This window comes from Vibrio sp. B172a (genome assembly GCF_030248355.1).
Classification (GTDB): domain Bacteria; phylum Pseudomonadota; class Gammaproteobacteria; order Enterobacterales; family Vibrionaceae; genus Vibrio; species Vibrio owensii.
Map to the genome: position 1 here is coordinate 1 of NZ_JAHGAC010000016.1, position 19472 is coordinate 19472.

Annotated in this window: 17 protein-coding genes; 3 read left to right on the forward strand and 14 right to left on the reverse strand. The window is 45.8% G+C overall.

Annotation, left to right across the window (positions count from 1 at the left end; genetic code table 11):
• Positions 1–239: 239 nt before the first annotated feature.
• From KIT90_RS16325 to rppH, 5 genes are read right to left on the reverse strand one after another with little or no spacing between them, the layout of a single operon-like run.
• Positions 240–1091 carry a thymidylate synthase gene (locus tag KIT90_RS16325; RefSeq protein ID WP_285377571.1) on the reverse strand — a complete coding sequence of 284 codons (852 nt, stop codon included), beginning with the start codon at positions 1089–1091 and terminating at the stop codon, positions 240–242.
• A gap of 9 nt (positions 1092–1100) precedes the next feature.
• Positions 1101–1922: a prolipoprotein diacylglyceryl transferase gene (gene lgt / locus KIT90_RS16330; RefSeq protein ID WP_005434890.1), complete on the reverse strand. Its 822-nt coding sequence runs from the start codon at positions 1920–1922 to the stop codon at positions 1101–1103.
• A gap of 39 nt (positions 1923–1961) precedes the next feature.
• Positions 1962–2753: a sulfite exporter TauE/SafE family protein gene (locus KIT90_RS16335; RefSeq protein WP_005434891.1), complete on the reverse strand. Its 792-nt coding sequence runs from the start codon at positions 2751–2753 to the stop codon at positions 1962–1964.
• 6 nt (positions 2754–2759) lie between these two features.
• Positions 2760–5006, reverse strand: a complete 2247-nt coding sequence (gene ptsP / locus KIT90_RS16340; protein ID WP_285377574.1) for a phosphoenolpyruvate--protein phosphotransferase — start codon at positions 5004–5006, stop codon at positions 2760–2762.
• 9 nt (positions 5007–5015) lie between these two features.
• Positions 5016–5534: an RNA pyrophosphohydrolase gene (rppH, locus tag KIT90_RS16345; protein WP_005434895.1), complete on the reverse strand. Its 519-nt coding sequence runs from the start codon at positions 5532–5534 to the stop codon at positions 5016–5018.
• A gap of 618 nt (positions 5535–6152) precedes the next feature.
• On the opposite strand from rppH, the gene mutH reads away from it, so the two are divergent.
• Positions 6153–6833 carry a DNA mismatch repair endonuclease MutH gene (mutH, locus tag KIT90_RS16350; RefSeq protein ID WP_045482319.1) on the forward strand — a complete coding sequence of 227 codons (681 nt, stop codon included), beginning with the start codon at positions 6153–6155 and terminating at the stop codon, positions 6831–6833.
• On the opposite strand, the gene KIT90_RS16355 is transcribed toward mutH, so the two are convergent.
• Complete coding sequence (locus tag KIT90_RS16355) at positions 6834–7145, reverse strand: DUF6482 family protein (RefSeq protein WP_285377577.1); 312 nt, start codon at positions 7143–7145, stop codon at positions 6834–6836.
• A 154-nt stretch (positions 7146–7299) separates the two neighbouring features.
• On the opposite strand from KIT90_RS16355, the gene KIT90_RS16360 reads away from it, so the two are divergent.
• Positions 7300–8334 carry an NADP(H)-dependent aldo-keto reductase gene (locus KIT90_RS16360; RefSeq protein ID WP_285377579.1) on the forward strand — a complete coding sequence of 345 codons (1035 nt, stop codon included), beginning with the start codon at positions 7300–7302 and terminating at the stop codon, positions 8332–8334.
• Between the two features lie 119 nt (positions 8335–8453).
• On the opposite strand, the gene KIT90_RS16365 is transcribed toward KIT90_RS16360, so the two are convergent.
• From KIT90_RS16365 to xerD, 7 genes are all read right to left on the reverse strand, one after another.
• Complete coding sequence (locus KIT90_RS16365) at positions 8454–8705, reverse strand: hypothetical protein (RefSeq protein WP_005434903.1); 252 nt, start codon at positions 8703–8705, stop codon at positions 8454–8456.
• A gap of 504 nt (positions 8706–9209) precedes the next feature.
• Positions 9210–10544 (reverse strand): cyclic-di-GMP-binding transcriptional regulator VpsR, encoded by a 1335-nt coding sequence (vpsR, locus tag KIT90_RS16370; RefSeq protein WP_005434905.1) that lies wholly within the window; start codon positions 10542–10544, stop codon positions 9210–9212.
• 246 nt (positions 10545–10790) lie between these two features.
• Positions 10791–12323 (reverse strand): lysine--tRNA ligase, encoded by a 1533-nt coding sequence (gene lysS / locus KIT90_RS16375; RefSeq protein ID WP_005434906.1) that lies wholly within the window; start codon positions 12321–12323, stop codon positions 10791–10793.
• A 35-nt stretch (positions 12324–12358) separates the two neighbouring features.
• Positions 12359–13457, reverse strand: a protein-coding gene (gene prfB, locus KIT90_RS16380) for a peptide chain release factor 2 (protein WP_096030938.1) whose coding sequence is annotated in 2 segments (ribosomal slippage) — positions 12359–13381 and positions 13383–13457 — 1098 coding nt in all. Because the reading frame shifts where the segments join, the coding sequence is not laid out codon by codon here.
• Between the two features lie 173 nt (positions 13458–13630).
• On the reverse strand, positions 13631–15370 hold the full coding sequence (gene recJ, locus KIT90_RS16385) for a single-stranded-DNA-specific exonuclease RecJ (protein WP_285377581.1): 1740 nt from the start codon (positions 15368–15370) through the stop codon (positions 13631–13633).
• A gap of 46 nt (positions 15371–15416) precedes the next feature.
• The gene (gene dsbC, locus KIT90_RS16390; protein WP_009707701.1) at positions 15417–16205 is read right to left on the reverse strand and encodes a bifunctional protein-disulfide isomerase/oxidoreductase DsbC; all 789 of its coding nucleotides are present in this window, start codon (positions 16203–16205) and stop codon (positions 15417–15419) included.
• 61 nt (positions 16206–16266) lie between these two features.
• Positions 16267–17184, reverse strand: coding sequence for a site-specific tyrosine recombinase XerD (gene xerD, locus KIT90_RS16395; RefSeq protein WP_285377583.1), 918 nt, complete (start codon positions 17182–17184; stop codon positions 16267–16269).
• Positions 17185–17342: 158 nt separating this feature from the next.
• Between xerD and fldB the strand changes: the two genes are divergently transcribed.
• Positions 17343–17861 (forward strand): flavodoxin FldB, encoded by a 519-nt coding sequence (fldB, locus tag KIT90_RS16400; protein ID WP_033004989.1) that lies wholly within the window; start codon positions 17343–17345, stop codon positions 17859–17861.
• Positions 17862–17946: 85 nt separating this feature from the next.
• Here fldB and brnQ read toward each other — a convergent pair whose 3' ends face one another.
• Entirely contained in the window at positions 17947–19260 is a 1314-nt protein-coding gene (gene brnQ / locus KIT90_RS16405) for a branched-chain amino acid transport system II carrier protein (protein ID WP_009707702.1), read from the reverse strand.
• Between the last annotated feature and the right edge of the window lie 212 nt (positions 19261–19472).

Below are 19472 nucleotides of genomic sequence, written 5' to 3' on the forward strand. Positions count from 1 at the left end.
AGAAGCGAGCTTATTTTGTTTTTCTGGGGACAAGTCCCGTCAACACCTTTCGGAGCCAAACGGCTTTCATGAACCCTTCAGCATTCACCTCTCGACTCCTAGAGCGAAGCACTCTCGAATCTCGTATCTCACATCTCAAAGCGCAGCGTTCCACAGGGCGAAGCCCGTTCCCTCCTATCCCTGCCCTTCGGGCGTAAAAAAGCCGCCCATAAAGGCGGCTTAGAAACTCAATATACTCGTTAAACTGAGAACGGGTACTGAATTGGGTCGTGGTGCTCGTAACCTTCCACCCAGAAGTCATCTAGGGTTACCCATGTTTCCAAATCTTCTAACGATTTGATTTCTGGGTTGATGTGGAAAGTTGCAGCTTTTAATGGCTCACGCTTCAACTGGATGTCACGCATTGGTGCAAGCTGATCTTCGTAGATATGTGCGTTAACAATCTTGTGGTACGCCTGACCAGGTTTCTTACCCGTGATTTGCGCCATGATTGCCAAGAACACATACACTTGAACCATATTGAAGTTCAACCCCAACGGAACGTCACAAGAGCGCTGTGTGCTGTTTAGGTACAGCGTGTCACCTAACAGTGAGAAGTGGTGGCTGTACATACATGGACGCAAACAGCCCATGTGGAATTCGCCAGGGTTGTAGAAGTTTAGAATTTCACCACGGTCATCAACACCGCGAGTCAAATCATCCACAATCTTACGCAGCTGGTCGATTTGACCGCCATCTGGCTTCGCCCATGAACGACCTTGAACGCCGTATACGCGTCCCATGTCGTCTTCACCCTTACGGAATGGGTTGTTCAACCATGCTTCATTTAAGTTTGCATTCGCATCCCATGTTTTCGTACCTAGCTTACGGAAATCTTCAGCGTTGTCGTAGCCACGGATATAACCAAGTAGCTCAGCAACTGCCGCTTTCCAAAAGCTCTTACGTGTCGTTACTAATGGGAATTGGTTGTTAGCAACATCGTAGGTCAAGTCTGCGTTGATCACCGTTAGGCAGCGTTTGCCTGTGCGTTCGTTTTCAACCCAAGTGCCTTGGTCAACGATACGCTGACACAAATCTAAATACTGTTTCACACCAATTCCTTACTTCGTTTCTGCTTGGACTTTGTCTTGGTAAAGACCACGTTTGTACGCCCAAACCATCATTAGAACACCCAGAATGATCATCGGTGAGGATAGGATTTGTCCCATCGAAATGTAACCACCAAATAGACCAAGCTGTGCATCCGGTTCGCGGACAAACTCAACTAGGAAACGGAATGTACCATATCCAGCTAAAAATAGCCCTGATACCGCACCTAAAGGACGAGGCTTTTTGATGAACCAGTTCAGAATGAAGAACAGCACAATGCCCTCTAGGAACATCTCATAAAGCTGAGATGGGTGACGAGGCAATGGACCGCCATTCGGGAAGATGATCGCCCATGGTACGTCTGTTACGCGTCCCCATAGCTCGCTATTCATGAAGTTACCCATACGGCCCATGCCAAGGCCAAATGGAACCAGTGGCGCCACGAAGTCTGCTACACCAAAGAAAGTGCGACCATTCTTATGTGCATACCAGAACATAGCAGTGATTACACCTAACAGACCGCCGTGGAACGACATACCACCAGTCCAGACTTTGAATAGGTATAACGGGTCTGCTAAGAACAAATCAAAGTTGTAGAAAATCACATAGCCAACACGGCCACCAATCACTACCCCAAGGAAACCCGCAAACAACAAGTCAGAAACTTGCTCACGCGTCCAACCACTACCCGGCTTATCTGCACGACGATTTGCCAACCATAGTGCGAACATGAAGCCGACTAGGTACATCAAACCGTACCAACGAACAGAAACAGGACCAATAGAGACTAAAACCGGATCAATATTGGGAAATTCAAAGTATCCCTGAGACATAAATCATTCTCTTCTTATTACTAATAAAACAGGTGGACTTTACAGCAGCATGGTCGCTGCAACAAACATCAAGAACACAGCAAAAATCTTCTTCAAGACCGCTGTTGGAAGGTTGGTTGCCATCTTCGCGCCGACTTTCGTCGTGAGCATCGACGTCATAGCAATCGCCGCTAAAGCTGGCAGGTAAACATAACCCACACTGTAGTCAGGTAAGCCTTCTACCTTGTAGCCATGTAAGATGAATCCAATCATGCCTGAAATGGCAATCACGCAGCCGCACACCGAAGAGGAGCCAACCGCTTTACGCATTTCAATACCATGCTTGTTTAAGAAAGGCACCGACAGCGAACCACCGCCAATACCAGCAAGACTTGAAACCACACCAATGCCTGTTCCGTACATTACAGTGACCGGACTACTCGGCATTGGCTTCTCACTTTTCGTCTTGATGGAGCGAAACATCTGTATTGCCAAACACAACACAATCACACCGAACACTTTCGGCAAGTAATGAGTTGGGATCCACTCGGCAATATTGGCACCAACAAAACCGCCAATCACCACGCCAGGCATCAGCCATTTGACAACGAACATATCGACGTTACCAAGCTTGAGGTGATTAAGCGCCGATGAGCCAGAAGTGACGATGATGCTCGCTAATGACGTTGCTAACGCCATGTGCATGCTCATCTCTGGAGAGATACCAGCAAGAGGAAGAAGATAAAGTAGTGCAGGTACAACAATTAGCCCGCCTCCGATACCAAGAAGCCCAGCCATCACGCCTACAAAAGCGCCCAGCGCGAGCAATAATATGAATAAAGAGATGGTCACAATTACCTACTTCTTACCTGCACGAATAAAGCCGGCAAAACCTTGTTGAATAAAGAAATCATGCATCATTTGATGGATTTCTTGCCCGTAAGAGCATGACATGGCTTTTTCGACGAGTTTTTCTAATTCTTTCTTCCGGCTATGGCGAATCAAATATTTCACCTTAGCCACGTTTGAGGTGTTCATACTTAAACTGTTGTAACCTAAGCCCAACAATAAGAGCGCACCAAATGGGTCACCTGCTAGCTCACCACAAATACACACAGGTACTTGATACTGGTGGCAAACATCATGAATTTGTTTTAACGCCAACAACACCGCAGGATGCATGGATTCATAGACATCCGCAACACGTGAATTGTTCCGATCGACAGCCAACAAATATTGCGTTAAGTCGTTGGTACCGACAGAAACGAAGTCCACACGGTGCGCAATAGCGGGTAGCAAGTACACCATTGAAGGCACTTCGATCATTACCCCAACTTTTGGTGCTTGAATACGTTCATCCAACAGTACAACTTCACTGTAGGCTTGATTGATAAGCGTAATCGCATCATCGAGTTCTTTAATACCAGACACCATCGGCAACAGAATACTCAGATTGCCACTTTCAGCACTCGCCCTAAGCATCGCACGCAATTGGATCAAAAAGATGTCCGGATGATCCAACGTAAAGCGAATACCACGCCAGCCTAAGAATGGGTTGTCTTCATCAATTGGCAGGTAAGGCAATGGCTTATCGCCGCCAATATCCAAAGTACGCATAACCACGCGCTGATTCGCGTAGCTATTGAGGATGGCTTGATACTGATGATACTGCTCATCTTCTGATGGAAAGTGATGTTGAAGTAAAAAAGCGATTTCAGTTCGGTACAAACCCACACCATCCACACCAGAGTTGATGGCGATATTGCTATCCGCACTCAAGCCCGCATTGAGCATGACTTCAATGTGGTAATCATCTTGAGTGATCGCTGGCAGGGCCAAATCTTTGTTCACCATGGCGAACAATTCGGACTCTTCACTAACTAAGCTGCGATACTCGCGCAGAAGTTGCCTGTTTGGCTCAAGATAAATCTCACCAGTGTAGCCATCTACAATCCCTTTCTTGCCATTGACAACGCTGGTGTTGATGTTCGCGCCCATGATTGCAGGAACACCTAACGCACGAGACAGAATTGCGGCGTGAGAGTTTGCCGCACCTTCAAGTGAGACAACAGCGAGTAGGTGCTGCTTTGGAATCGAAGCAAGTAATGTGGCGGTGAGCTCATTAGCAACCAAGATAACCGGACGGTCAATGGAAGCATGTTCTTGTTCACTGTTGTGCAAGAAGTACAACAGACGTTGCCCGAGTTCACGAATGTCTTGCGCACGTTCACGCAGGTAAACATCAGACATTCGAGCAAAACGGTTGGAATAGGTTTCGACAACCTGACGCAGTGCCCAATCCGCACGATCACCTTTCTCGATCTGCTTCTTAAGATCACCACGCAACATAGGATCGTTTAGCAAGTGAGTGAAGAGATCGAAGATCGCTAACGCGTCTTTGTTTATTTCACTATCGAACTTCTTCCGCATGCGGCGAAAATCACCCAACGCTCGCTCGACGGCAACCGCAAGCAATTCATGTTCACGTTCTTTATCTAATGTCGATGTTGGAAATACGTCGTTTAGGTTTGGCTGCGTATCATCAAACCAAAACTCGCCGATTGCGACGCCAGTCGAAGCTGGAAGCCCTTTGATGACAGTGGGTTTAGAGGCAAGCTGCCAGTGACCTAAGTTTTGGGCATGCGCAATCAACACAGCAAGCTGCGCAGATAAGGTCACAAGGAAAGACTCTTCCATCTCACTAAACAAACGTGGAGTTTTCTGCTGGATAACCAAAACGCCAAGCACTTGTTTACGGTGAATGATCGGCGTACCAAGGAAGGAGTGGTACACCTGCTCACCCAACTGAGGGAAAAATTTAAAATCAGGGTGAGTAGAAGCCTCAGCAAGGTTTAATGGCTCAGCACTGCGCTTTACCAAACCGACTAAGCCTTCATTGAAGTTGATATGGATGCTATCGCCTTCAAAAATCAGGCCTTGAGTTGCCATTAACTCAAGGCGCTGCATTTCGTCGTTAGCAAGATAGATAGTGCAACATTCAGTGCATAGGGCTGCGCAAGTCTCTTTTACTAATATGTCGAGCGCCAGATGGACGTCATCGACTCTGGAGACTTTCTCAACTATTTCCCTTAGCTGACTGAGCATGTTGATCCTCTATCTACGTTGCTTTTTTCTTTTCCCTTTCGTCTTACGCTCTCGAAAAGGCATGGCTAAAGATGCAAACTCTTTCATTGCGCGACGGTAAACATCTCGCTTGAAAGAAACAACTTGCCTAACTGGATACCAGTAACTTACCCAGCGCCAACCATCAAATTCAGGGGATTTCCCACGCTGCATATTGATGCGGGATTCGTCGCATTCCAATCGCAGCAGAAACCATTTCTGTTTTTGGCCGATACAAACAGGCTTGGAGTCCCAACGCACCAATCGCTTTGGTAGCTTATATCTTAACCAATGACGACTTGTTGCGATGATCTTAACGTCTTTTTTCGTCAGACCGACTTCTTCATATAACTCCCTGAACATGGCTTGTTCAGGTGTTTCACCTTCGTCAATCCCACCTTGTGGAAATTGCCATGAGTGTTGCCCGTATCGTTTAGCCCAGAAGACCTGACCATGGTTATTACATATCACAATACCAACATTGAGTCGGTAACCATCGCCATCTATCACTGGCTAACCTCTATGAATAATTTTTTATTACCGTGATTTTTCCACATATCCCCATTACTAGCAAACTTACTGATGTGATATGAGCAAGATTTATTACCTTTCGGTCAGTTTTGGATATCTTTTGAACAAATATTATTTTATCAACACAAGACTGAGACATAGCCCACATTTATTCACCTTTTCTGTGAATAACTTTGTGAAGAAAACGCTATCAACAAAGAATTTTGTTCAAAACCATTATTGACAACATTTATAAAGACTCAAATAAAAATACATAAGAATATGATTAATAAAGATTTAAATGTAAAATTGATGATTTATTGATCTTATTTTTCCTGATGATCTTTTCACCAAATACAGATCGGTCAAAGATCGCACAATCGGTTATTTATCCACATTGGACAGGTAAGACTTCATGATATCTTAATAAAATCAAGTCTCAATCACGTCCCAAACCCCTGTTTATTCATCCAGCTCAGCTAGAGATCCTATTGGTCACTTCCTAATCTGTGGATAAGTTATGGATTGATCATTCTTAATCCAGCTCGATGAAATCTTCGACAGAGGATTTTATTCAAATTTGTTAGACTAGATGTTTTCCAACACCACCTTGTCATTATGAAACCAGAACCACAATCCGAAGCAGAACTGATGGAACGCGCGCACGACATTGCGGGCTTAAGCTTTACAGAGCTTGCCGAAGAGGCAGGCATGACTGTTCCTGATAACTTGAAACGCGATAAAGGCTGGGTTGGGCAATTACTGGAATGGCACTTAGGTGCACCAGCTGGCAGTAAACCGCAACAAGATTTCGCTAAGCTTGGGATCGAGCTAAAGAGCATTCCGATCAGTTATTCTGGCAAACCATTAGAAACAACCTTTGTCTCTGTTGCACCACTGACTGGTGTGCAAGGCTTAACATGGGAAACCAGTCACGTGCGTAACAAGCTATCTCGTGTACTTTGGGTTCCAGTTGAAGGAGAACGTGAGATTCCATTGGCTGAGCGCCGCGTCGGTAGCCCTCTGATTTGGTCACCGGATCAAGAAGAAGAGTTAATTCTGAAAAACGACTGGGAAGAATTGATGGAATTGATCGTTTTGGGTAAGTTTGATCAAATTTCCGCCAGACACGGCGAAGCGCTTCATCTGCGCCCTAAAGCCGCGAACGCAAAAGCACTGACGGAAGCTTACAGTTCAAATGGCAAGCCGATAAAAACCCTGCCCCGCGGTTTCTACCTCAGGACACAATTCACCGAACAGATACTATTGAAGCACTACATCAACGCTCAATCAGAGTGATCAATGCGTTACGAGTGACAATTCAATATCGCAGTAAGAGGCTGTACCCTCGCTACCGAACTCATCGTATGCGTTGTGCAGTCTCAAATACGCTTTATCAACCCCCAACCTCAGCAGCTCTTCTTTCACCAAATCTAACGATCCAAAATGAATCGGATCTTCGCCGTCTTTGATTGGCTCTAGTTGGTGTTTGTACTCCACTGCTAACAGATAGTCAGAGACATCAGAACAACCTATCACAAAGACCTTCGGAGTTTTATAGGAGTCTTTGTGGTGGCCATGCAACCACATGTCGAGTTGATGCTTCTGCATAATGCACCTCCTTCACAATATCCTTTAAGTCTAGTTACCGTATTGATAAGTTTCGAGTTAACTACAAAGCGAAACTTAAATCATTTGCGACAGCAACTAAAAATCCCCTATATTGGAATGACTTATTCAGTCGGTAACTCTTCAAGGATGTGAAATGCAATATACAAAACTACCGCACTCATCACTCGAGATCAGTAAGATCTGCCTTGGCACAATGACGTTTGGTGAGCAAAATACCGAACAAGAAGCTTTTCAACAGCTCGACTTTGCCCTCGATCATGGGGTGAACTTCATCGATACTGCCGAGATGTATCCCGTACCACCGAAAGCAGAAACACAAGGACTCACCGAGCAGTACATTGGCAATTGGTTAGCGAAAAACGGTAAACGCGAGAAAGTGGTTTTAGCAACGAAAGTCGCTGGTCCGCGCAACGTCCCATACATTCGTGAAAACATGAGCCTTAACCGTCGCCATATTCACACTGCGATCGACGATAGCTTAAAACGCCTGCAAACCGATTATGTCGATCTATACCAATTGCATTGGCCACAGCGTCAGACCAACTGCTTTGGCCAGCTCAACTACCCTTACCCAGATAAGCAAGAAGAGGTCACGCTGATCGAGACCCTTGAAGCTCTCACAGAGTTAGTCAACGCAGGTAAAGTGCGTTACATCGGTGTTTCAAACGAAACGCCATGGGGCGTGATGTCACTGCTACGTTTGGCAGAAAAACATGATTTACCGAGAATCGTCTCCATTCAGAACCCATATAACTTATTAAACCGCAGCTTCGAAGTCGGCTTATCTGAAATTAGCCATTACGAAGGCGTTCAGCTACTCGCATACTCACCGCTGGCATTTGGCTGCTTAAGTGGTAAATACCTCAACGGAGCAAAACCAGAAGGTGCGCGTTGCACGATTTGGGAACGCTTTGCTCGCTACTTCACACCACAAGGCGTTAAAGCGACAGAAGCATACGTCAACCTAGCTCGTGACCACGGTTTAGACCCTTCGCAAATGGCGCTTGCCTTCGTGAATCAGCGTCCATTTGTTGGCTCTAACATCATTGGTGCGACTAACCTAGAACAACTGAAGTCCAATATCGACAGCATCCATGTTCATCTAAGTGAAGAATTGCTTAATGACATCCAAGCGATTGGTACGACTTACTCGAACCCCTGCCCATAGTGGGCGCCGGGCAAACAATACCAAACGTAATAACGAAAAAGGCTGACCATGAGGGTCAGCCTTTTTTCTTAGCCCAAATTGAATCGAATGTGTGTGGGAGTTTCAACTTGGGCTTTCGATTACGTCAGTATTCGCGAAGTTAACACACGACGAAGGTGACGAACTCGACGTTCAACTTTTACCGCGTCAGGTACGCTAGCTTGTGTTGAACGGCCATCTTTATCCAGGCCAATGTCTTTTAGTAAGTGCTCGTTAGTCCATGGAATATCATGAGAACTGCGACGAACCATACGTTGCCATTGCTTTTCTTCACGTTTCAGATCGGCTTTCAAAAGCACCGTGGCCAATTTTAGATAGATAGAGTGACGCATGATTTTTCTCCAAATAGCGATAGATAATCGACTGGGAAAAATAGTGGGGTAATTAAACAGAGAGATTCTGTTGAGACTAAGCCGCTACTTTTCCGCAGCCTAGTAAAATAGAAAGGTTACGGATTAATTTAATCTAATGAGCCAGTAAAATCTGGTTTGGTCGCATCAAAGGTTGAGCGAGCATCAGACATACGATCAGCGCAAGCAGTAGTGTTAACAACGTAATGTTTCATCTTGCGCCTCCTAGCTAAAAATTAATCCGTGATTGATGTGGTATAACTCTTTGAGTTACGGCTAAATTGTAAGCAACAGAGGATATTTATCAAACAATTTTTATCCTTTCGATTAAAAACAAACCAATAGGCTAAAATTAGGTTGCATATAGTTTTTTGAATAACATATTCAACTAAGGAATATATAAAATATCGAGTTTTATAAATATCAGGTCGTTGAGTACAAAAAAGGAGCGCATCAGCACTCCCTTTCTCTTAAGCTTGTTATCGATTAAACCGTTTGATCTGAAATCAAATTGTGTTTATTCAGCAGTCGATACATGGTTGCACGTGATACACCCAGCTCTTTTGCTGCGTTAGAGACCTGACCAGAGTGCGACTCTAATACCACCAGCAACGCATCTCGTTCGCTCTTTTCACGAATAGACTTCAAGCTACGTTTCGAGTCATTTCGTTGAGGAAGATCTAAATGATGCTCTTCAATCAGTACGCTATCAGACATCAAAACCGCACGTTTCACTTGGTTCATCAACTCTCGTACGTTGCCTGGCCAGAAGTAACGAGTCAGCGATTTCAAAGCGTCTTCAGAAAAGCTCTTAGCTTGCGAGTTGTACTCTTTTGAAAACTCTTGAAGATAGAAACGTGCCAGCATACCGATGTCGCTTGCTCTTTCTTTTAGGCTCGGTACGTTAATGCGCAGCACATTGATGTAATGGTAAAGCTCTTCGTTAAAGTCACCATCAATCAGCGCCTTTTCAACGTCTGAAGAGTTAGCAGCAAGAACACGAACATTAACGTTCTTCGCACCATCACGAGTTTCAATTGTGCCTTCTTGCAAGAAACGTAGCAGGTTCATCTGCTGTTCTTTTGAAATGGTTAGGATGTCATTGAAAAGAACCGTACCGCCATCCGCTTGCTCAAGCAGGCTTTGGCCCATGTCCTCATCGGCTTGAATACCAAACACTTCCGCTTGGAAACGTTGTTCATTAAGCGCACGACAATTGATCGACAAGAATGGCTTATGCGAACGTGACGACACTTTGTGAATTGCGCGAGCGACAGCTTCTTTTCCTGTGCCACTCTCGCCATAGATAAGGATACTCACATCCGTTGGACCGATACGCTTTACTTGGTCACGCAGGCGTTTCATTGGGATAGATTCGCCAATCAGCCCCATATCTAGGCTGTTACCAAAGCTCGGCCATACTTTCTTCTCCAATTTCAGCATGCCCAATTGGTGGCCAATGGTGCTGAGTAGCTGCGCATCTGGGATTGGCGCAGTAAAGAAGTCGATACAGAAGTTCACGATGAACTGACAGATGGTATCAGTTCCGAGTTGAGATTCTCGGATGAACGCTAACCAACGCACGTGTTTATGAGAACTCACTAAATTAGCTAAACCATTAAGGCTGAACTCATCATGGCTGAGGTCAACTATACCGATGCATGGTCCAATATCTTCTAACAATGTGTTGGCTTTACGTAAGTCACCCACTTGGTGACACTTCCATCCCACTTGTTCTAGTACTGATAACCAAGGTTCATAAGTACCGCCAACTACGACTAGCGATCCCGGAATGGAATCCATCTTAAACTGCCCAGCCATTCTCTAACCCTTATTGATTGTTGATAGAAATTTCGCTCCACAAACCCATCTTTGCGAACGGGTAACATTATCGAGACTACGACTGATGAAGTCTGTCTCAATATTAAGACTATGCAACAGATTGAGATTTGGCGAATGCTTATTTACCTTTCCTATCCAAACTTAAATGCAAATAGTTGAATTAGTTCAAATTAAAGATACAAAAAAACCACCCGCAGGTGGTTTTTTCATTACTCAGCGAGGAGATTACGCTTGTGGGCGCATCGCTGGGAATAGGATCACGTCACGGATAGTGTGCGTGTTAGTCAGTAGCATAACTAGGCGGTCGATACCGATACCTTGACCTGCTGTTGGCGGTAGGCCGTGCTCTAGAGCAGTGATGTAGTCTGCATCGTAGAACATTGCTTCATCGTCACCAGACTCTTTCGCTTCAACCTGTGCTTTAAAGCGTGCATCTTGGTCTTCTGCATCGTTAAGCTCTGAGAAGCCGTTTGCTACTTCACGGCCACCGATGAAGAATTCAAAGCGGTCTGTGAAGAATGGGTTGTCATCGCTACGACGAGCCAGTGGAGAGATATCTGCTGGGTAGCCAGTGATGAACGTTGGCTGCATTAGCTTAGGTTCAGCTGTTTCACCAAAGATCTCTTCAAGAAGCTGACCACATGTCCAGAAAGGTTCTACTTCAACGTGAACAGATTTCGCGATAGAAACCATTAGGTCACGGTTTTGAATGTCTTCTTCTGTTAGCGCTTGGATTTGCGCGTGGTCTGGGTTGTAGTGCTTGATAGCTTCGAACATGCTCATACGAGTGTAAGTGCCACCAAACTCAACCGTGTCTTCACCGTAAGGCATTGACGTTGAACCTAGAACTTCTAGAGCAACAGAGCTTAGTAGTTCTTCAGTTAGGTCCATCAGATCTTTGTAGTCTGCGTACGCCATGTAGAATTCCATCATTGTGAATTCTGGGTTGTGACGTGGAGAAAGACCTTCGTTACGGAAGTTACGGTTGATTTCGAATACGCGATCGAAACCACCAACAACTAGACGCTTCAGGTAAAGCTCTGGCGCGATACGCAGGTACATAGGCATGTCTAGTGCGTTGTGGTGCGTGATAAATGGACGCGCACTCGCACCACCAGGGATAACGTGCATCATTGGCGTTTCAACTTCCATGAACTGTTTAGAGATCATGAAGTTACGGATTGCAGACATTACTTTAGAACGTACTACGAACGCTTGACGAGAATCTTCGTTAACGATTAGGTCAACGTAACGTTGACGGTAACGCATCTCTTGGTCAGTTAGACCGTGGAATTTCTCTGGAAGTGGACGTAGTGCTTTAGTTAGCAACTCGTACTCTTCCATGTTCACGTATAGGTCACCTTTACCAGACTTGTGAAGTGCACCTTTCACACCGATGATGTCACCGATATCTAGGCCTTGGTATTGGTCTTTCAGTACTTTTTGTACCGCTTTGTCAGCGTAAGCTTGGATACGGCCAGAAGTTTCTTGGATTACCAAGAATGGACCACGTTTAGCCATGATACGGCCAGCGATTGCTACTACGTGGTTAAGCTCTTCTAGCTCTTCCTTCGTCTTTTCACCGAACTCTTTCTGAAGGTCGCCCGCTAGTGCGTCACGACGGAAGTCGTTTGGATGGCCGTTCGCTTTGCAGCTCTTTCGGATTGCATCCAGTTTAGCGCGGCGTTCAGCAATTAGCTTGTTCTCTTCTTGTGCAGAGGCTTCTTGTACAGTTTCGTTTTGAACAGCATCAGTCATTTTCGATGTATCCTGTTTTTTGTCGGTGAAAAGCTTTATAGACCTGATTTCAGGCTAGCTTCAATAAATTTGTCCAGATCGCCATCAAGAACCGCTTGAGTATTGCGGTTTTCAACGCCCGTACGGAGGTCTTTAATGCGTGAGTCATCCAATACGTAAGAACGGATCTGGCTACCCCAGCCAATGTCAGACTTAGCATCTTCATTAGCTTGTTTTTCCGCGTTTTGCTTTTGCAATTCAAGCTCAAATAGCTTCGCTCGAAGCTGTTTCATTGCCTGATCTTTGTTCTTATGTTGAGAACGGTCGTTCTGACATTGCACTACTGTGTTCGTTGGAACGTGCGTAATACGTACCGCAGATTCAGTGGTGTTAACGTGCTGACCACCAGCACCTGACGCACGGTAAACGTCGATACGTAGGTCAGAAGGGTTAATGTCGATAGCGATGTTTTCATCAATCTCTGGGTAGATAAACGCAGAAGCAAATGACGTGTGACGACGGCCGCCTGAATCGAATGGCGATTTACGTACTAGACGGTGAACGCCTGTTTCTGTACGTAGCCAACCGTAAGCGTACTCACCAGAAATCTTAACTGTCGCGCCTTTAAGGCCGGCAACTTCACCTTCAGATACTTCGATAACCTCTGCCTTGAAGCCTTTTGCTTCAGCCCAACGCAGGTACATACGTAGCATCATGTTGGTCCAGTCTTGTGCCTCGGTACCACCAGAGCCTGCTTGCAAGTCAATGTAGCAATCAGAGCTGTCGTGGTCGCCAGAGAACATACGACGGAATTCAAGCTGTTCTAGCTTCTGTTCCAACTCAGCAAGTTCTGGTTCGATTTCGTCAAACGTTTCTTGATCTTCTTCTTCAACCGCAAGCTCTAGAAGACCATCAACGTCTTCTACACCTTGTTCTAGTTGAACGATAGTTTCAACAACCGCTTCTAGTGATGCACGCTCTTTGCCCAGTGCTTGTGCACGTTCTGGCTCGTTCCATACATCCGGCTGTTCAAGTTCTGCGTTGACTTCTTCTAGACGCTCTTTCTTAGCGTCATAGTCAAAGATACCCCCTCAGGACATTCGTGCGCTCAGACACGTCCTGCAGACGGTTTTTAATTGGATTGATTTCAAACATGTTGGCTCAACATTTTAGAATAGAATTTAACCGAGAAATTCTACTCAAAAATGTGACGGAGATACAGGAAAATTTCGGCTGGGAAATCAGATTGCAATTAGAGAGAGCACGGTCATGAAATTTTTGCCCCACTTAAAGGCGACCGTACTCTATAAGAAGTGATTTTCTCGGTATTACTTGGCTTCGATGTAATCAATCATTAGCTGTAATGATTGATTACCACGGAATTCATTCACATCCAACTTATACGCGAGACGTACTGTTTTCACCGATGCATCCGGCCAACGACGCAAATCAACGTTAAACGCAATCCCATCAATCATCACATTGGTTGGATGACCTTTGTAAAGCGGTTCTAGCATCAGCTTAAGGTGCTTCTCACCCACGAGCTTTTGATGCAGCACTTTAAATTCGCCATCAAAGATGGGTTCTGGGAACGCTTGACCAAAAGGACCACCAGAGCGCAATTGCTCCGCAACGTGCATTGAAAATTCTTCAGGCTTAAGCTCACCATCGGACATGATCACGCCTTTTAGCGCCGCTTCATCCAACTCTTTCTTCACGACGTCATCAAACAAACGACTGAAACGCTCAAAGTCTTGCTCTTTGATGGTTAAACCTGCCGCCATTGCGTGACCACCAAATTTGATGATCAAACCTGGGTTTTGCGTATCGATAAAGTCCAACGCGTCACGCATGTGTAAGCCAGGAATCGAACGACAAGAACCTTTGATCGTCCCTTCTCCACCATCAGCAAAAGCAATAACAGGACGGTGGAACTTCTCTTTGATGCGTGAAGCGAGAATCCCAATCACACCTTGGTGCCAATCGCGTTGGAATAAAGCTAAGCCGTAAGGCAGTTCACTATTTTCACCAAACTGAAGACGCTCACAAAAAGCCATCGCTTCTTGCTTCATGCCTTCCTCAATCTCTTTGCGAGTTTGGTTCAAACCGTCTAACTCACTCGCCATGCGACGAGCAGCATGGATGTTGTTACACATCAGCAGTTCAACACCGAATGACATGTCATCAAGGCGACCTGCGGCGTTAATACGTGGGCCTAAGGCAAAACCAAAATCTGATGCAACTAAACGACGAGCATCGCGCTTCGCCACTTCGATCAACGCTTGAATCCCCGGACGCGCTTTGCCCGCACGAATCCGCTGCAAGCCTTGGTGTACAAGGATACGGTTATTCTCATCGAGTGGAACAACGTCGGCGACCGTACCAAGTGCAACAAGGTCAATCAGTTCCATCAATTTAGGCTCTTGCATGCCTTGCTGCGCGAACCAATTCTGTTTGCGCATATACACACACAGCGCCATCATCAGATAGAAAGCAACGCCAACCCCTGCCAACGCTTTCGATGGGAAAGCACAACTGTCGAGGTTCGGGTTCACCATGGCATCCACATCCGGTAGCACTTGCCCCGGTAAGTGGTGGTCAGTCACCAGTACAGTAATGCCGTTTTCTTTGGCGTAGCGGACACCTTCAATTGACGATACACCGTTGTCCACCGTCATGATCATCTCAGCACCAAGCTCTAATGCTTGATCTACTACTTCCGGACTGAGGCCGTAGCCATCTTCAAAGCGGTTTGGCACTAGGTAATCGACATTATTACTGCCAAGCATACGCAATGCGAGAACAGACAGAGCCGAGCTGGTTGCGCCATCAGCGTCAAAGTCGCCTACAACAATAATGCGTTTTTTCTTATCAATCGCTTGGAATAAGAGCTCGACCGCTTTATCAATACCGCCAAGTTGTTGGTAAGAGTGCAAGCCACGCGCAGAGGTCTCTAGCTGTGCTACATCCGTAATGCCACGGTTGATGTAAATACGCTTAAGAATGGCAGGAATAGAATCGGGAAGAAGAGAAAGATCCGGTTCGGGACGTCGTTGAATTTCTATCATGTTTGAAAAGAGCCAGCGAATATCACTGGCTCTGCTCCTTAAAGGATTATTGTTGCTCTAAACGTTTTAGCAGATCTGCCGGTGGAAGGTAACCACCTACTAGCTCACCGTTTGGTAGGAAGATCGCTGGTGTACCAGAAATACCAAGCTCACGACCTAGGTTGTAATGCGCTTGGATTGTCTCTTTACACTGCTTAAGATCTTTCGCTGGATTATCAAACGTGCGATCTACTTTTGCGTTGTGCATTGCTGATTTCGGATCTTCTGCACACCAAATTGTCGCCATCTGTTCAGCAACTGGACCTGTTGCACCTTGGCGAGGGTAAGCCATGTAGCGAACCGTAATGCCTAAGTCATTGTAACCTTGCATTTGGCTGTGTAGGCGCACACAGTAGCCACAAGTGATGTCAGTGAATACCGTCACAACGTATTTCTCGTTGTCCGCTTTGTATTCGATCACGCTGTCAGAGAACTTCGCGATTTTTGCTGCATTCAAAGGTGCTTGACGTTCAGCAATTACGTCTTTGTAACCGCCGTTATCATCGATAGCGTAAAGTGTACCGGCAATAAAGTGGTTACCATCGTTTGATGCGAACAGCACACCACCATTGGTTTGAATTTCTAAAAGACCAGCAACGTCTGATGGTTGGATATCAAGAATAGACACACCCAACTTAGAAAACTTCGCTTTTAGCGCTGCTTCATCAAAGTTCTGTTTTGCCGCTGGCGCGACTTGTTGTGCAGGAGTTTCCGTTTTTGCCTGACTTTCTTCAGCACCACAAGCGGCAACGAAAAACGGTAAAGTCAGCAGAGTTAGTCGGCGTAATACGCTCATTAAATTCACCTTAAAATAAAATCCTTTCATCCAATGAGATAATGGATGAACCAAACCATCATTATGCTCTTGGGTGGTGTTGACTGTGGATCTGTTTCAATCGCTCAGTCGCCACGTGAGTATAAATTTGCGTGGTCGATAAGTCACTATGCCCCAACAGCATCTGTACGACCCTGAGATCTGCGCCATAGTTCAATAAGTGCGTTGCAAAAGCATGGCGCAATACGTGCGGTGACAATTGGTCAGTATCAATACCCGCAATCACAGCGTAGTACTTAATACGGTGCCAAAAGGTTTGGCGGGTCATTTGTCTTGCACGTTTGCTTGGGAATACCACGTCCGACGTAGTCTCTCCCAATAGAGCAGACCGACCTTGCTGGATAAAAGTTTCAATCCAGTCGACCGCGTTTTCTCCCATAGGAACCAGGCGTTCTTTACCACCTTTACCGGTCACGCGCACTACCCCTTGGCGTAAACTGACGTTTTCCATTGTCAGACTGACCAACTCTGTCACACGCAAACCCGTAGCATAAAGCAGCTCTAACATGGCTTTATCACGCAGTTCGACCGGATCGTTTGGGTCTGGCGCATCAAGCAGTGCGTCCACTTGTTCTTCACTGATGTCTTTAGGTAGGCGCTGTGGCAACTTTGGGCTTACTAGCAATGCACTCGGATCATCTACGCGTACTTTTTCACGGTGAATGTATTGGAACAAACGGCGAATCGCCGACAGCATGCGCGCGCGGGATGTCTGCTTATAATCTAAATCAACTAGGTAGCTTTGGTACTCTTGCAAGCCAGACAGGCTGATGAAATCAAGTCGGTAGCTGTGTTGCTCCATCCACGTGAGCAGTTTCATTAAATCATTTCGGTAGGAAGCCAACGTGTTCTCCGATAGACCACGCTCCATCCACATCGCATCTAAGAATTGCTCAACAAGACCAAAATCTTGTTGATTGACAGGCTGTTGTGCCGTCATGAACGCTTCCTTATCTGTTTATATTTACAGTATTGAGAGTAAGGCAAGTGCCCAACCAATACCATAAAAAAATCATCTCCCTCGGGATATTCGCTGCAATCTTCCCCGTTTTATGGTTAGAATCTGCCACAACAGCAACACAAAAAACGACGAATATAATGAAAATCGGACTCTTTTACGGCTCAACAACCTGCTACACAGAAATGGCAGCAGAGAAAATTCGCAATATCATTGGTGAAGACCTTGTCGACATTCACAACGTGAAAGAGACACCGCTGTCACTGATGGCAGACTACGATTTACTGCTGATTGGTATCTCGACTTGGGACTTCGGTGAAATCCAAGAGGACTGGAGTGCCATTTGGGAAAACATTGCAACTACGCCACTAAAAGGCAAAGTGGTTGCCCTGTTTGGCTTGGGTGACCAAGAAGGCTACGGCGAATGGTACCTTGATGCGATGGGTCTACTGCATGACGAGCTAAAAGCAACAGGCGCGCAATTTATCGGTTACTGGCCAAATGAAGGTTATGAGTTCGAAGCATCGAAAGCACTGACTGAAGATGGCAGCCAATTTGTCGGCTTAGCGCTGGATGAAGATTCCCAATACGAACTGAGTGACGAACGCATCGAGAAATGGTGTGAGCAAGTGTTGGTTGAGTTTCACGACACGCTATAAGTCGGTATCAACTTACTGAACGACCGACAAACAAAAAGCCCGGTGAATCGCTTCACCGGGCTTTTTTAATCTTGCGAGTCAGCAATTATGCCGCTTCTTCTGTCAACTCAGGTTGAGAAGATTTAGCAACAAAGAACATGCAAACAATCGCTGCAAACGTTGGTAGAACCCAACCCATGCCCACTTCGAACAGTGGCAGCATGTTAAATGCTGAAACGTCTAGACCTGCTACTTTCGCTGCATCAATCAATGCAAACAGCAGTGATACTAGCAATACAGAGCGGTACGCTACACGCGGGTTTGGTAGCTTGCTGCGTACGAATGTTAGCGCAACCAAGGCTACTGCAACTGGGTACAACGCAAACAGTACAGGAACTGATAGTGAAATTAGCTGAGACAGACCTACGTTTGCAATCAGTGCACAAGCAGCACCGTTGATGATAACCCACTGCTTGTATGTCAGTTTCGTCTTAGAGCTGAAGAAATCTGAACATGCAGAGATAAGGCCGATAGCCGTCGTCAAACATGCAAGCAATACGATGATTGAAAGTACGATCTGGCCATAAGGGCCAAATAACGCTTGAACGTACTGGCTTAGTACTGCACCACCGTTGTCTGCACCTGCTGCGATAGTTGCACTCGTCGCACCTAGGTAGAACAATGAGATGTAAACGAACGCAAGACCTGCTGCTGCAATACAACCTGCGCAGATTAGGTATTTTGTCGTTGCTGCACGCTCAGTGATGCCTTTGCTACGAAGTGCGTCTACCATTAGCATACCGAACATCAACGATGCGAACGTATCCATGGTGTTGTAGCCTTCAAGGAAGCCTTTGGTCAGCGGCTGAGTTAGGTACTCGCCGTGTGCACCCATCATCTCGCCTTGCGGGTCAACGAATACCGCAATTGCTAGAACAATAAGGCCAAGGAAAAGCACAGGCGTTAGCACTTTACCAATCAAGTCAATCAAACGACCTTGGAACCAAGCGAAAGTCATTGCTACCGCGAAGAACAAGATTGAGAATGACGTCAGATGCGCTTGAGAAGCATCTAGGAAGAATGGTTTCACTGCCATCTCGTAAGCCACAAGGCCAGTACGAGGCGCAGCAAATGCAGGACCGATGATGATGAAGATCAACGCCGCCATCAGAACCGCTGCTTTCTTAGGAAGATCTTGAGTCAAGTGATCCCAAGAGCCGCCCGCTACAGCAATAGCAACAATAGTAATAAGAGGTAGACCTACCGCTGTTAGCAAGAAACCGAACATTGCTGGCATCAGATGATCACCCGCTAGCTGACCCGCTAGTGGTGGGAAAATGATGTTGCCGGCACCCAAAAAGAACGCAAATAGCATAAAGCCTACTGCGATAATATCTGTTAGTTTTAACGTCTGCTTCACAGATAACCCTTTTTCTGAATTGATGAATGTTGTGTATGCATCGACCACTTTTTGTATACCCAAGGTTAATGAGTACCTGTGGTTCAATCTATAAATTTCCGCCGCATAATGACGAAGTAACCATCATTTGGCAACCTTTAAGAAAAAAACACCATATTAATTTAGTTCACCAACTTAAAAGCAGTGGAAATCACTAGCTTGAGTTTTATGAC